The organism is Virgibacillus tibetensis (assembly GCF_036026595.1).
Taxonomy (GTDB): domain Bacteria; phylum Bacillota; class Bacilli; order Bacillales; family Amphibacillaceae; genus Virgibacillus_P; species Virgibacillus_P tibetensis.
In genome coordinates, this window is the sequence record NZ_JARZFX010000003.1 from 90,795 (window position 1) to 103,912 (window position 13,118).

General features: G+C 37.6%; 16 protein-coding genes. 7 read left to right on the top strand and 9 right to left on the bottom strand.

The window, feature by feature from the left end; translation table 11 throughout:
- The first annotated feature begins 52 nt into the window (after positions 1 to 52).
- Both QGM71_RS08710 and QGM71_RS08715 read left to right on the top strand, forming a co-directional pair.
- Complete coding sequence (locus QGM71_RS08710; protein ID WP_407703013.1) at positions 53 to 418, top strand: GNAT family N-acetyltransferase; 366 nt, start codon at positions 53 to 55, stop codon at positions 416 to 418.
- A gap of 166 nt (positions 419 to 584) precedes the next feature.
- Positions 585 to 1,292 carry a DUF421 domain-containing protein gene (locus QGM71_RS08715; protein ID WP_327607149.1) on the top strand — a complete coding sequence of 236 codons (708 nt, stop codon included), beginning with the start codon at positions 585 to 587 and terminating at the stop codon, positions 1,290 to 1,292.
- A gap of 29 nt (positions 1,293 to 1,321) precedes the next feature.
- Here QGM71_RS08715 and QGM71_RS08720 read toward each other — a convergent pair whose 3' ends face one another.
- The 3 genes from QGM71_RS08720 to QGM71_RS08730 all read right to left on the bottom strand — a co-directional run bounded on the left by QGM71_RS08720 (position 1,322) and on the right by QGM71_RS08730 (position 2,989).
- On the bottom strand, positions 1,322 to 2,221 hold the full coding sequence (locus tag QGM71_RS08720) for an MBL fold metallo-hydrolase (protein ID WP_327607150.1): 900 nt from the start codon (positions 2,219 to 2,221) through the stop codon (positions 1,322 to 1,324).
- Positions 2,222 to 2,313: 92 nt separating this feature from the next.
- Positions 2,314 to 2,574 carry a hypothetical protein gene (locus QGM71_RS08725; protein WP_327607151.1) on the bottom strand — a complete coding sequence of 87 codons (261 nt, stop codon included), beginning with the start codon at positions 2,572 to 2,574 and terminating at the stop codon, positions 2,314 to 2,316.
- Between the two features lie 178 nt (positions 2,575 to 2,752).
- Positions 2,753 to 2,989 (bottom strand): hypothetical protein, encoded by a 237-nt coding sequence (locus QGM71_RS08730; protein WP_327607152.1) that lies wholly within the window; start codon positions 2,987 to 2,989, stop codon positions 2,753 to 2,755.
- A 252-nt stretch (positions 2,990 to 3,241) separates the two neighbouring features.
- Here QGM71_RS08730 and QGM71_RS08735 point away from each other — a divergent pair, with 252 nt between their 5' ends.
- Positions 3,242 to 3,703, top strand: coding sequence for a CotY/CotZ family spore coat protein (locus tag QGM71_RS08735; RefSeq protein ID WP_327607153.1), 462 nt, complete (start codon positions 3,242 to 3,244; stop codon positions 3,701 to 3,703).
- Positions 3,704 to 3,785: 82 nt separating this feature from the next.
- Here the strand turns inward: QGM71_RS08735 and QGM71_RS08740 are convergent, their stop codons facing one another.
- The 3 genes from QGM71_RS08740 to mgtE all read right to left on the bottom strand — a co-directional run bounded on the left by QGM71_RS08740 (position 3,786) and on the right by mgtE (position 6,957).
- Complete coding sequence (locus QGM71_RS08740) at positions 3,786 to 4,364, bottom strand: CotO family spore coat protein (RefSeq protein ID WP_327607154.1); 579 nt, start codon at positions 4,362 to 4,364, stop codon at positions 3,786 to 3,788.
- Positions 4,365 to 4,839: 475 nt separating this feature from the next.
- Positions 4,840 to 5,268 carry a cell wall hydrolase gene (locus QGM71_RS08745; RefSeq protein WP_327607155.1) on the bottom strand — a complete coding sequence of 143 codons (429 nt, stop codon included), beginning with the start codon at positions 5,266 to 5,268 and terminating at the stop codon, positions 4,840 to 4,842.
- A 300-nt stretch (positions 5,269 to 5,568) separates the two neighbouring features.
- Complete coding sequence (mgtE, locus tag QGM71_RS08750) at positions 5,569 to 6,957, bottom strand: magnesium transporter (protein ID WP_327607156.1); 1,389 nt, start codon at positions 6,955 to 6,957, stop codon at positions 5,569 to 5,571.
- A 216-nt stretch (positions 6,958 to 7,173) separates the two neighbouring features.
- Here mgtE and prpE point away from each other — a divergent pair, with 216 nt between their 5' ends.
- Positions 7,174 to 7,914, top strand: coding sequence for a bis(5'-nucleosyl)-tetraphosphatase PrpE (prpE, locus tag QGM71_RS08755; protein ID WP_327607157.1), 741 nt, complete (start codon positions 7,174 to 7,176; stop codon positions 7,912 to 7,914).
- Here prpE and QGM71_RS08760 read toward each other — a convergent pair.
- From QGM71_RS08760 to QGM71_RS08770, 3 genes are read right to left on the bottom strand one after another with little or no spacing between them, the layout of a single operon-like run.
- The gene (locus QGM71_RS08760; protein ID WP_327607158.1) at positions 7,902 to 8,786 is read right to left on the bottom strand and encodes an RluA family pseudouridine synthase; all 885 of its coding nucleotides are present in this window, start codon (positions 8,784 to 8,786) and stop codon (positions 7,902 to 7,904) included. The two genes, prpE and QGM71_RS08760, sit on opposite strands and share 13 nt — an antisense overlap.
- A gap of 30 nt (positions 8,787 to 8,816) precedes the next feature.
- Positions 8,817 to 9,617: an NAD kinase gene (locus QGM71_RS08765; RefSeq protein WP_327607159.1), complete on the bottom strand. Its 801-nt coding sequence runs from the start codon at positions 9,615 to 9,617 to the stop codon at positions 8,817 to 8,819.
- Between the two features lie 56 nt (positions 9,618 to 9,673).
- A complete protein-coding gene (locus QGM71_RS08770) occupies positions 9,674 to 10,282 on the bottom strand; it encodes a GTP pyrophosphokinase (RefSeq protein ID WP_327607160.1) in 609 nt (202 codons plus the stop codon).
- A gap of 420 nt (positions 10,283 to 10,702) precedes the next feature.
- Between QGM71_RS08770 and QGM71_RS08775 the strand changes: the two genes are divergently transcribed.
- The 3 genes from QGM71_RS08775 to QGM71_RS08785 all read left to right on the top strand — a co-directional run bounded on the left by QGM71_RS08775 (position 10,703) and on the right by QGM71_RS08785 (position 12,699).
- Positions 10,703 to 11,269 (top strand): CYTH domain-containing protein, encoded by a 567-nt coding sequence (locus QGM71_RS08775; protein ID WP_327607161.1) that lies wholly within the window; start codon positions 10,703 to 10,705, stop codon positions 11,267 to 11,269.
- Between the two features lie 141 nt (positions 11,270 to 11,410).
- A complete protein-coding gene (locus tag QGM71_RS08780; protein ID WP_327607162.1) occupies positions 11,411 to 11,791 on the top strand; it encodes a globin domain-containing protein in 381 nt (126 codons plus the stop codon).
- 17 nt (positions 11,792 to 11,808) lie between these two features.
- Positions 11,809 to 12,699, top strand: a complete 891-nt coding sequence (locus QGM71_RS08785; RefSeq protein WP_327607163.1) for a ClpXP adapter SpxH family protein — start codon at positions 11,809 to 11,811, stop codon at positions 12,697 to 12,699.
- The last annotated feature ends 419 nt before the right edge of the window (positions 12,700 to 13,118 follow it).

Below are 13,118 nucleotides of genomic sequence, written 5' to 3' on the forward strand. Positions count from 1 at the left end.
CGTAAAGGTCGTTGATACACAACAAGAGAAAGAACAAGCTTATCATGTTCGGATGATCGTATTCGTAGAAGAACAAAAGGTTCCTCCCGAAGAAGAACTTGATGAACATGATAAAACAGCAATCCACTTCATCGGCTATGAAAATAACGAACCTATCGCCGCAAGTCGCCTGCGGTTTGTTGAAGGTTATGGGAAGCTGGAACGAATCTGCGTTCTTAAAAACCACCGTGGTAAATCCCATGGCAGACAAATCATTCTAGCAATGGAAAAATTAATTTCATCTAAAGGCTATTCAAAAGCTAAACTGAATGCACAAACACATGCTGAAAACTTTTATCAACGTCTGGGGTATAAAACAATATCCGGAGAATTTCTGGATGCCGGCATCCCCCATGTAACCATGGTTAAAGACTTATAACAAACATGAATTAGTTTTTGCTAATTACTATACAAACTATTCAAATGAGAGCGCCCCTAACTATCGGGACGCTCTTTTTTTTGGCTTATAATGTCCCTACAAACTGAATTCTTTTCATTTAATTGGTTATGCTAAATTGTGATGTTTTTTATAGGGAGGACAACAGATGCAGCAATTTTTACCGATGTTTTACGAAACCTTATTTGGGTTCACGGCATTGTTTATCTTGACTAAGGTATTAGGTAAAACCCAAATTTCTCAATTAACTGCCTTTGATTTTATTTCAGCTATAATTTTGGGTGAGCTGGTTGGAAATGCTTTATTTGATAAAGAAGCAGGCATTCCTGAAATAGCATTTGTAATTGTATTATGGGGATCGCTGCTTTACATTACCGAAATTATTTCCCAAAAGTATAAAAGAACACGCTCCCTAATAGAAGGAAGCCCAGCCATCATAATCCATAAAGGAAAATTAATTCGTGACATCATGAAAAAGAACAAGCTTGATATTAATCAGCTTCAAAACCTTTTGCGCTCAAAGGATGTTTTTTCTATTCAGGAGGTTGAATACGCGTTATTAGAAACTGATGGGACCTTATCTGTCTTAAAGAAGTCTTCCTTTCAAACACCAAACAAAGGTGATATGAATTTTCCATCTCATGAAGTAAATCTAGCGGTTACCCTTATAAATGATGGAGAAATTATTTATGATAATTTGAAAGAGAAAGGAATCTCAGAGGGATGGCTTTATGAGCAAATGCACGAGCAGGGATACACCGATGTTAAGGATATATTTTACGCAGAATACATCAAAGGCCAAGACCTTCTATTATTCCCCTTTGAGAACAGAATTCATAAAAGATACGAAAGTTGAGCGCGAATGCGTTCATCCTTCGTATCTTTTTACGTATCAGCATGAAAAATCCATTTGCTGGATTTTATTGTATGGCTGATCTTTTTATGCTTAATTAGCCCCACCAAATAGGCTGTAGCTGCTGTACGATACAATAACCATTGAGATAAGCCAGGACTTTGGACTCCATAATGTTCACACATGTTTGCAACAACTGATTCATGTGAAATCCCATTTGCATGGGATTTAATCTCATCATACAGCCATCCCAGTAATTCTTCGTGATAAGTGATGTTCTTCTTTACTGTAGACTTAAATTCCTTTTCAAATATACCATGACCAGGTACAGCTCCGTCACATGATACATCTAATAGTTTATACAAGCTTTCAATGGTTAGGCTCGCTTCGGTAATATACGGGATCTTATGCTTGTACAACTGGTCTTCACTGAAATAACTGTCTCCAGCATATAAGATCCCTCCGATTTCCATTGCCAGCTGACGATAGCTATGGCCTGGAAGGAGATAGGTTTTAAAGGTAAATCCATCAACTTCATGATCTCCTTCATCTAAAGTCTGATCAACCTGGATGGCCTTTCCCTGCAAAAATTTATTATTCAGTTCCGGTAGTGGTTCATTACCAGAGAAGAGATACAAAGGTTCAAGTGTGGGGTTAGCTAATATAGCAGCTTCAAATATGGGAGCCATCGTATGTATCCGATGGCTCTTTTGCAAAAAACTGGCGCCTCCATAATGATCAGCATGGGCATGAGTGATAAATAAATGTGTTATAGGTAAATTCTTTTCCGCAAGCTGCTTCAGTGCCTTTCGCATAACAGAATCATCAATTCCCGCATCGATCAGCATCCCTTTTTCACCATGATGGACATATCCTATGTTTACCGGGGCATCAAAATAATAGCATTCGTTCGTAAGTTTTATTAAATTCATTCAGGAAGCTCCTCTAACTATTCGTTCAGCTCTGACTTACAGACCGGGGCATTTATTTATGGCAATAAACGATAAATGATCACTATCCGCTGTTATATACTTTCGCTGAAGTTTTTTCCTTTTCCAGTTAAAGTTCCATAGACACTTTCTGAAGCAGACGTACCAGGTGAATTTACCAAAGCGCTTTCATTTGGGTTTATCAAAAAATTATATTGATTTTCGACTTCCTGATGTTGTTTTTCTAAAATAACCTTAAATGGTTTTTCAATCATAAAGTAATTTTGTTTATCTTTAATTATACGATTCTGATAATCATTATACTGATAATGTTGTATTGGCAAAATATATCCCATTGAAAACGCCCTCCTTATGTAATTTGATTTCATTTATATACATTCGTAACTAATCTGATATTTATAACTATTCTCCATCAATTTACTTATTCCCTTTATTATAACTAATTAAACATTCGACAAAAAATGAAAAGCAGCTAATAACTAGCTGCTTCGTCAACTAGGATATATGGATAATTTAAAACCATGGAAACGGTCTTCTATCCGTTCTATCCGTTCTATCCTTGCTTTCCGTAGCATCAAGGTCAGGACTAAGGTCGTCGCTTGCTGACTCTAAGTCATCTCCCCGCATTCTTGGTCTACCCAAAAATGGATCATATCGTCGGCGGCGTTCCGTTTCCTGAATATGAACATTATCTGCTTTTATCACTAGATCCTTAACATGTATCACTTGTTTTGGTTTTTCATCAGACATTCCATATCACTCCTTCATAAATTTCTTCGTTAATAGTCTATGTAGTTGTTTTAATTAGGATATGGTCACACGCCCTTTTTTAGGTAATTAATAGCAGAGTTGCTAATCTGATTTTTTAGGCAAACAGCTTGTGATAAATGCTTTGATATAAATATAGTGGTATCTAAGATGGATGCCTACACAAACATTAAAGCACTACATATTCTAGTAAAGACTACTAAGTCAATAACATGTTGAAAGGAGAAATAATTTATGGGTGGTTGTGGAAAAGATTTTCACACAGGTAACTGTGTGTGCGATATTCTAAGAGAGATCGCCGATGCACAAAATGATGTTCTTGATATTTGTTGTGACACTAGTTGCGAGCAGTCAATTAGTGATTTATTAGGAGAGACTGATCCTGGGAACGGCTTGGATACAGTACCAGTAATTCTATACTGTAAGGGTGACTGTAAGCCATTTAAAGGGTTTGGTGCACTTCCAAATGACGTAGGTTGTGTAGTAGGAAGCTTTTTCTTCCGAGTGAAAAGTGTGGATGATGATTGCTGTGCAATCCTCGAACTCTTAAGAGATCCAAGTGATGCTGACCTGAATCCTAAAGATCCAGTAGACCAGAAAACGGATGATCTGCGGGCTACAGGTATTTGTATGACTGTTGATCTTAGCTGTATTTGTCATGTAACTTGTTTACCAGCTATTGATGCACTTCGTTAATACTGACTAACTTTAAAAATACACCATTGGAAAAGATCCGGACTCTTTTCCTAGGTGTATTTTTCCTTTTACCCTGGTAAAACTAGAAACCTAATAATTTAATTTCAATTATATCAGCGATCGGGATCAACATGTTCGACGATCTGTTTCCAACACGCATGGTGACATCATTATCTTTAGTGCCTGTAATTATACCCCGATACGTTTTCTTATCCGTTTTTACTATACACTTCATTTTCGGCGCATAATCAGATGTGCTGACAAAGTAAGTTATTTTTTCTTCCAGTGTCATATCTTTAAATTTCGGATTCTCTGCTTTCTCGTTAACTGTTTCTTCCTCCTTCGAGTCAGGTTCACTCTCAATTTCTGAAGGTTCATTCTCCTCTTCAGTATCCAGCAGCTCTTTTTCCTGGACTCCATGATTCGATTTATCAAGCTCTTTTTCTTGGACTCCATGATTCGATTTATCAAGCTCCATCTCAAAAGCGTTCTTTTTTACAGACTTTTTAGAATTGGATGCAGCAAATGCGCCTTCTTGTTGCTGAAGCTCCCGGGATTTTTTTGGAGACATGTAATTCGATTGCATGGGGGCATTTGGTTTCCGAATATTGGACTGGTGAATAAAAAGCAATGGATCCTTGGCAAATTTCTTTCTTCCCATATGGTAATCTCTCCTTTATTTAAAAATTGCTCAACCCATTATATGAACCTAAGATTTGATATGTGTTCTATAATATAGCTGTTCTTGATACAGGTCTGACCAATCAGATATACTGTAACCGGCACCTGTACACGTTCTACCAGCCCATATGTTAGCTGCCCCATGACGGGTACGCCAATGTTGCCTATCTTCTTTTTTTATTCATAAAAAACCTCCCCGTCATCAAACCGGGAAGGTATTATCGATTAATTCAAAATAGTAATTGCTGTTTTAATTTGTTTTCCATGAACTTCCTACCTCTACAACATTTAATAATCTCCTTTTTTTTACTAGATTTACAAATAATAATCAGTATATTTAGGAGATGGGAGGGCACAGAAATATTTTAGTTGGCCTACCCGTTAACCTGCGATAAAACAGCGACCAGTTCTCTAATACTGGCCGCTGTAATAGCATACATTTTACTCAAAGAAACTTAAAAGGTGTTATAAATATTTTCGCACTCCTCTGATGTTGGCTCATAAAAACAATGAAGCTTATAACGCCCTACATGAGGTTGATCATACCAAGTAGCTGGACAATCCCCTGGTGGCCTGAAATACCATAAACTGTATTTTGCAGGCCAAAGTCTTTCACCATTTACAGACCGTCGAGCTAACCTTTTTTCCTTTTCTCTTGCCCGTTGATAAAAATATCCCTTTTGAACAGCTTCAAATGCATATTCTTGATAAATCATATTCGGAATTGTTCGTAAACCAATAAAGTCCGAACAATCTGATCGTATTCTGTTTATTCCTACACTCCCGACCATTAACATCCCCTGGTCGCCTTCACCTTCTGCTTCAGCTCTTAGTAAACGTGCCAAAAGATCAATATCTGCTTGCGTAGCCTTTACTACTGCCATCACTTCACCTCCATTGTGGTGTCTTTACTATCATATTGAATTTAGGCTAAGATGGTACTTTTCCCGTTTACTTTTAAAACTTTAAAATGAAAATTCATTTATGAGGATTTAAAATCAATAAAAATAAAGGCTGCTAGCTATGCCAGCAACCATTTTACTTTTCTAAATTACTTTTGTTTCACGCTTATACCTTCATAAAAGTCCCTTGCCGGTATAATGAATCGAAAGATGCCCTAACCTGCTTTATTTTCACCCAATCCGATATACGTTCATAAGTTCGTTTGATCTTGCACGATACATCTATAGTAACAAGCCCATAAATGCCGTTGCCATACCAAAATAGATCAGAATGGAAATAATATCGTTTATTGTTGTTATAAAAGGTCCCGAGGCTACTGCTGGGTCAATTTTAAATCGATCCATTAATAACGGAATAAGCGATCCTGATAATGTTGCCACCACTAGTGTAGCCATAATGGAAATCCCTACAAGCATGCCGAGAAACAGATCGCTCTTCCATAGAAAAATAACTATCGTGATAACTATTCCACATACCGATCCGGTAATAAACCCCGTGCCTGCTTCCCGCATAACCAGCTTTAGCTTATTTTGCTTTCCATATTCACCGGTTGCAAGCCCTCTTACTGCAACAGCTAGTGCTTGCGTTCCTGTATTCCCAGCCATTCCTGCAATTAATGGAATAAAGATGGCTAACATGGCTACTTGATCTAACGTTTCTTCAAATTGGCCGATTAAACTTGCTGTGAACATGCCTAAAAACAACAGAATAATCAGCCATGGTAATCTTTTTCTTGCAGAAATTACTGCAGTATCATCTGGCTTATGTCCTTCAGAAACACCCGCCAGTTTGGTATAGTCTTCACTTGCTTCTGCCTCCATAACATCCAGGATATCATCTACCGTAATGATTCCTAATAAATGATCTTGAAAATCTACAACAGGTACTGCAAGGAAATCATAATCGCGCATCATTTGTGCAACTTCTTCTTGGTCTTTACCCACGGAGACTGCAACGATTTTTTCACTCATAATATCAGCAATCAATTCGTCTTCCTCTGCAATAATTAAATCTCTGAGTGAGACGACTCCCACCAATCGTTTATCTTCGTCAAGTACATATAAATAGTAGATCGTTTCTGCATCTGGAGCATCTTCTTTAAGTTGCGTCATGGCTTGTTTAGTAGTCTGTGCTTTAAAAATCGCTACATACTCCGTAGTCATTATACTACCGGCTGTTTTCTCTTCATAATGAAGCAGCTGCTTAATTTCATCTGCTGCTTCTTTATCCATGATTGTTAAGAAACTAGCGACCTTATCTTTATTAAGTTCATTCAATATATCGACTGCATCATCTGCTGGCATTTCTGCAAATACCATCGATGCAAAACGTGGATCCATTTCTGAGAAAAACAATTCGCTATCTTCCAATTCAATATTTTCCATGATCTCAGCAATTTCTTCTGGTGATAAGTAAGCATAAATCTGAAGTCTCGTTTTTTTGGATTGGTCTTTAAAAAATATCGCTTGATCATATGGATGCATGTCCAGAAATTCTATACGAAATCCTTCTATATTCTCTTCATTCAATGTTGCCTGCAAATGGTCCCAATGAGCTTTATATTGTACTTCATAATCTTCGTCATATTTATTTGTGGACGTCGGTTTCATTGTTCGCACCCCTTTCATATAGAATATAACTTGATTATATGGAAATCTAACCCCACTGCTTGTTAACCTTTTCCTGAGGACTAAGAATTAATTCCCTCCAGGAAATATAATGAAACTTAACTGAAAGTGAAATAGCCAACGAAATGTTGTACACTTGTTGGAAAGACTCTCATTTTAAAAAATGCCAAATCTTACTGTATAAGGTGGATGTTAGCGATGAAAATTGATGTTATTGGAGATGTTCATGGATGTTTCAAAGAACTTCTCGAGCTCCTTCATACGTTAGGCTATGAACAACAGGAGAATAGTTACATACATCCTGATGGACGGATACCTGTATTTCTCGGAGATATCACCGATAGAGGGCCAGATTCCCTGCAGGTGGTGCAGCTTGTTTACGAAATGGTCGTTGTACATAATAAGGCACACTACGTCCCTGGTAATCACTGCAATAAGTTATACCGTTTCTTTTTAGGTAACAACGTTCAGCAGCGTTATGGCTTGGAAACAACCGTGGCTGAGTATAAGGCCTTATCAGATGCCCAACAGGATAGTATATGTAATCAATTCATTACATTGTACGAGCAGGCCCCACTCTATTTAAACTTACCTGAAGTAAATGCTGTTATAGCCCATGCAGGGATAAAGGAATCCTATATTGGCAGAACAGATAAGAAGGTAAAGACGTTTGTTTTGTATGGTGATATAACCGGGAAAGTACAAGCTGATGGGCGTCCCATACGTGGAGACTGGGCAAAGGAATATACTGGAAACAAATGGGTTGTTTACGGACATACTCCTGTAAAAGAAGCCCGTTTTATTAACAAAACAGTTAATATTGATACTGGCTGTGTATTTGGTAATGCATTGTCCGCTTTTCGTTTACCCGAAGAACAGCTTGTTTCAGTCCCTTCCAGTCAACCGCTCGTTGAAGAGAAATTCAGTCACTTTGAGTAGTCTAGAAGCGTGCGCATATCCGCTGGCAGTGCAGATTCAAATTGAATTACCTTCTTACTGATCGGATGTTCAAAACTAAGGAAGCAGCAATGTAATGCCTGACGCTCGATCAAGGCGGTCGATCCCCCGTACAGGTCATCGCCTGCCAACGGATGCCCCATATGTTGAAAGTGAACACGAATTTGGTGCGTTCTACCTGTTTCGAGTTCGATATCGACCAGCGAATGAGTATTTTCTTCTCTTAACACGCGATAATGAGTGACAGCAGTTTTGCCTGCCTCACTTACCGTTCGCTCAATTATGGAACCTTTTTTTCTGCCAATAGGAGCATTTATCGTCCCCTGCTTGTCAGTTAAATGCCCTTCCATAACAGCTTGATACTTTCGATTCACATTTCCTGATTTTTGAGATGCAGCTAGTATGGAATGGCTGTAGCTATGTTTTGCAATGAGTAATAAACCAGAAGTATTACGATCCAGCCTTGTAACGACGTGCACAGTATAGGGTAATTTATGCTGGTCGTAATGGCCCAGAATTCCATTGGCGACTGTTCCTGAGGGATGGGTAATCGAAGGAATTGTTGCCATATATGGAGCTTTATCAATAATCATAATCGCTTCATCTTCAAATAAAATAGCTAGTTCCATTTGTTCAGGCTTCATATGATTTCCACGGATTTCAGGTGGAAAGCATAAGGTGAGCTTTTCACCACTTGTCAACGTATATCTGACTGTTTGGGGAACACCATCTACAAGTATCTCTCCCCCACCCAGCTTAACAGTTTTCACCAATCTCCTTGAAAAACCATGAATCGCTTGAAGATATTCACGAATGATCATGCCACTATGCTCATTATCAATTACCCATTTCATTAAACTTCACCTTCAATAGTCTTCTTGTATTTATTCTCCTTCAGAAACAAAGGAATCGCGGACTCTATTCCAGAATGGAAATTGCCTGAACCTGGCAAATCGGATTCGTTCATCCGCTACTCTGCACTGAATCGATTTCACATTGGTGTAATTTGTTGTGAAATGATCAATTGCTATAAGAAAACTCCTTTCAACCATTGGTTTTAATAAACACGTATGATGCTTTGGCAAGATCAGGGGGGAGCCGATGGTTCGGAATACACGGTTATTTATCGAAGCCATCTCCGTCAGCTGTATAGCATCCAGTGAAGGATGCAGAATAGCTCCACCTAGTGCTTTGTTATAAGCTGTACTTCCAGAAGGAGTTGAAACGCATAAACCGTCTCCCCGAAACGTTTCAAAGTGCTCCCCTTTTATCTCTACATCAAATACAACAGAACCATCAGCCGTCTTAATAGTAGCTTCATTTAAAGCAAAGAAACAGTCTTCCTTACCACCTGATTTAGCACGTATGGTAACCTCCAACAAGGGGTATTCAACAATTTGAAATGGCGTTTTTGCGATCTCAATAATAAGTTTCTCTACTTCTTCCGGTACCCAATCAGCATAGAAGCCAAGATGTCCTGTATGTACTCCAATAAAAGCAGTTGTGCTAAGACGATGAACATATCTGTGAAATGCTTCAAGAAATGTTCCATCTCCTCCAACCGAAATAACAAGGTCAGGATTTTCTTTATCATATACCAGGTCAAAGTCTGTTAAATACTGCTTCATCGTAGCTTTTATTTTATTAGAACGTTGATCGCCTTTAGATACAATTGCGAATTTCACTGAAAAATCATCCCCTTAATTGCTGAATCTTTAGATTACTAATCTACTGTCCATGTTTATTTACTGCGGAATATTCGTTGAGCTTCCTGAACTTCGTTTTTAATTTTAGACATTTCTTCATCTAATTTGAAGGCAGCTTCTGCAGCGCGCTGTAATCTTTCTTTTATTTCAACTGGAATCCGTCCTTTATATTTATAATTTAATGAATGCTCGTTTGTTGCCCAGAAATTCATTGCCAAAGTTCGAATTTGGATCTCAGCTACAATCTTCTTCATTCCTTCGATCGTTTCAACTGGATATTCAATAATAATATGATAGGAACGATAACCACTTTCTTTTTTTTCAGAAACATAATCTCTTTCTTCTATAATGGTTAAGTCGTTTCGTGATCGCAGCATGGAAACCACCGTATAAATATCATCAACAAATTGACATACTACGCGTAATCCCGCAATATCCTGAAGTTCCTTTTCTATATACTTCAAAGGAATCTGTCTGCTTTCTGCTTTTTCTAATATACTTGAAATTGGTTTCACCCTACCAGTTATAAACTCGATTGGTGAGTGTCTGGAATCATATTCAAATTGTGCACGCATTCCCTTAAGCTTTACTTTAAGTTCCTCAACCACCTGTGTATAAGGTGCTAACACCGCTCCCCAATTCATAACGAACACCACCTATATTCGGATAACTATAACCCCTACTAGTTTACCTCAGTTTTCCAGTTAAGTAAAAGCTTCAACTGAGGACCTGGGAAATTATCGTAATTTTAGTCTGGGTTCAGGGAACAATTTAAATAAAGGCATTGAATGTACTGGTCAAGTTAACTGACCATTATTTACTTCAATGGCTAATCTTTGCATATTTGCTACTAATTAGCCATAATCAAAAATAACCTAATTTTACTTTTTAGAGGTTGTTCAAAAAGTCCGGTAAAAAGGACACTTCGAATTTCTTCGTTGGCTTGCTTTTTTCGTTCCTCACGTATAAATAGCATACGTTCCAGTACTCAAAGCTGCGCCGCCTCGAACTTCTCGGTCCTTTTCATCCTCCTTTTTGAACACGTACTTATATGGGGGTTTATTATGGCACAGGAAATTGAAATTGAATATAAAAATTTATTAAAGGAAACAGAATTTCATAGCTTATTAGCTCACTTACCTTTTCCACAGCAGGGTAAAACACAGATCAACTATTATTTCGAGACTGAGAATTTTTCACTTAAAAAATCAGGCTGCGCGCTGCGGATTAGAGAAAAAAACAATGCCTATCAGTTAACATTGAAAGAGCCCCATCAGCATGGTCTACTCGAGACCCATGACAATTTAACAAAAGAAGAAGCTTCACAGTGGATTCAAGGCAGCAAAATAGAAAAAGAACACACAGGCAGACAATTAAAAGATTTCGGTATAAATGTAGAAGATTTAATATACTTTGGGAGCTTAACAACGGTAAGACGGGAATTGAACTATAAGGATGTATTGCTCGTGCTCGATTACAGCACCTATAACGGGCAAGCAGATTTCGAACTGGAATTAGAAGCACCATCAGTCGAAACTGGGTTAAGTGAATTTGATTATCTTTTAAAGACATATGCAATACCGAAACGAAAAACACCGAACAAAATAAAGCGATTTTTTAACACATTGTAGAACTAATATTCCTGCTTGCCCACAATCAGATAATTTGCTCACCTTTCGTTACGTTGCTACAATATAGACAAACTAAGAATTAGGTGAGCCTTTTATTGAGTTAAAGTAAAACACTCGCACATTATAATAAGGAGAACTACTATGAAACAACCTGGAACTATGTATGAAGCTATTGGAGGCTTTGATTCTATAGAACGACTTGTTACTGCATTTTATAAACGCGTTGGAGAACATCCTAAATTAATCCCTATATTTCCTGAAGATTTAACAGAAACAGCAAGAAAACAGAAGTTGTTTCTGACACAGTTTTTTGGAGGACCTAATTTATATTCTCAAGAAGTCGGGCATCCTATGTTAAGGAGAAGGCACTTACCGTTTGTTATCACTCCGGAGAGAAGAAATGCATGGTTAGCATGCATGGCAGAGGCGCTGGAAGAGGCTGGTATAGAGGAACCTTACCGTACAGCTATATATGACAAATTAAGCCTGACCGCAAACCACATGATGAACACACCAGAATGAGAGAAAGGAGAATCGATGTGAGTTTGAATCACACTGGACTTAATATCTCCATTCAAAATGATACATCGACTAGCTATAGTTTTTTTGATTTTGTTCAAAAGCCCATCGAAATTTATGTTTTTATTGATCCCCTATGTCCCGAATGCTGGTCTTTAGAACCTTATTTAAAAAAGCTTTCAATCGATTTTGGACGCTTCTTTACTATTCGCCCGATCATCAGTGGGCATTTAAATACATTAAATAAAGATCAATTCGATAAGCCTAGAAAGCTAAAGGATATTTGGGAAAAAACGGCAAAGCGGACTGGCATGAGCTGTGACGGTGATTTATGGATAGAAAATCCTATCTCTTTTCCATGGATTGCATCATTAGCAATAAAGGCAGCAGAACTTCAAGGCAAGAAAGCTGGTAGAGTTTTTCTGCGCAAAGTACAAGAAAACGTATTTCTTAATAAACAAAACATATCTGACGAAGATGTCTTAATAAAATGCGCGGAAGAGGCAAAATTGGATATAAGTGAATTTAGAAATGATCTTTATTCAACTTCAGCTAAAAAAGCACTCCAGTGTGATTTAAAATTAACTCAGGAAATGGAAGTTGACTATATTCCTACAATTGTGTTCTTTAACCAGCTTGTTGAAGAACAAGGAATTAAAATCTCTGGATTATACCCATACGATATTTATGTACGCGTATTAAAAGAGATTTTGCAGAAAGACCCTATTCCGTCAGAAAAGCCACCATTGGAAGACTTTCTAGCTTTTTATGGAACAGTTGGCAACAAAGAGATTTCCGTTGTTTATGATTGGACACTTTCAAAGACGGAGAGAGAAATGAAAAAGTTACAGTTAAGACAAAAAGTAAAACGAATTCCAGTAAAGTATGGATCTTTCTGGCAGTATATTTAATTTTTAGAGCCTTTTTTGAAAGGCTTTTTTTATTGTCTAGGAACTATAAAAGTTGAGGCCCGTGGATAACAAATTAATCTATCTAGCCACGTCTAGCTCCAGCGCATACGGTGATAAACGGACGCCCTGTGATTCTTGTGAGGAATTGCCGACATGTGTATTACTACACTAGATCTATTATGTACTGTAACGAGGCACAGGGGCTACTAAATAAAATAAAAAGAATATACGGGGCAGCGTATATCCTTTTATTTCTTTGTTATATATAAACAAAGGGGGATGGGAGAAAGTTTCATGCTTCAAACAAAGGGGTTTGTTTGTTTTTTAACTTACAAGTACACTATACCAAGATTTTTTTTGTATATCAATAAGTTTGTTCATACATTCACAAAAGTGTCACTTCTAATTTGATAGTCGGT

What these genes read in the sequence shown, in the direction of transcription:
- prpE (WP_327607157.1), top strand. Translation starts at nt 7,174, where the DNA reads ATGAAAATTGATGTTATTGGAGATGTTCATGGATGTTTCAAAGAACTT.
- QGM71_RS08710 (WP_407703013.1), top strand. Translation starts at nt 53, where the DNA reads ATGATCGTATTCGTAGAAGAACAAAAGGTTCCTCCCGAAGAAGAACTT.
- QGM71_RS08735 (WP_327607153.1), top strand. Translation starts at nt 3,242, where the DNA reads ATGGGTGGTTGTGGAAAAGATTTTCACACAGGTAACTGTGTGTGCGAT.
- QGM71_RS08720 (WP_327607150.1), bottom strand. Translation starts at nt 2,221, where the DNA reads ATGAATTTAATAAAACTTACGAACGAATGCTATTATTTTGATGCCCCG.
- QGM71_RS08745 (WP_327607155.1), bottom strand. Translation starts at nt 5,268, where the DNA reads ATGGCAGTAGTAAAGGCTACGCAAGCAGATATTGATCTTTTGGCACGT.
- QGM71_RS08725 (WP_327607151.1), bottom strand. Translation starts at nt 2,574, where the DNA reads ATGGGATATATTTTGCCAATACAACATTATCAGTATAATGATTATCAG.
- QGM71_RS08780 (WP_327607162.1), top strand. Translation starts at nt 11,411, where the DNA reads ATGAAACAACCTGGAACTATGTATGAAGCTATTGGAGGCTTTGATTCT.
- QGM71_RS08770 (WP_327607160.1), bottom strand. Translation starts at nt 10,282, where the DNA reads ATGAATTGGGGAGCGGTGTTAGCACCTTATACACAGGTGGTTGAGGAA.
- QGM71_RS08775 (WP_327607161.1), top strand. Translation starts at nt 10,703, where the DNA reads ATGGCACAGGAAATTGAAATTGAATATAAAAATTTATTAAAGGAAACA.
- QGM71_RS08715 (WP_327607149.1), top strand. Translation starts at nt 585, where the DNA reads ATGCAGCAATTTTTACCGATGTTTTACGAAACCTTATTTGGGTTCACG.
- QGM71_RS08730 (WP_327607152.1), bottom strand. Translation starts at nt 2,989, where the DNA reads ATGTCTGATGAAAAACCAAAACAAGTGATACATGTTAAGGATCTAGTG.
- QGM71_RS08740 (WP_327607154.1), bottom strand. Translation starts at nt 4,364, where the DNA reads ATGGGAAGAAAGAAATTTGCCAAGGATCCATTGCTTTTTATTCACCAG.
- QGM71_RS08760 (WP_327607158.1), bottom strand. Translation starts at nt 8,786, where the DNA reads ATGAAATGGGTAATTGATAATGAGCATAGTGGCATGATCATTCGTGAA.
- mgtE (WP_327607156.1), bottom strand. Translation starts at nt 6,957, where the DNA reads ATGAAACCGACGTCCACAAATAAATATGACGAAGATTATGAAGTACAA.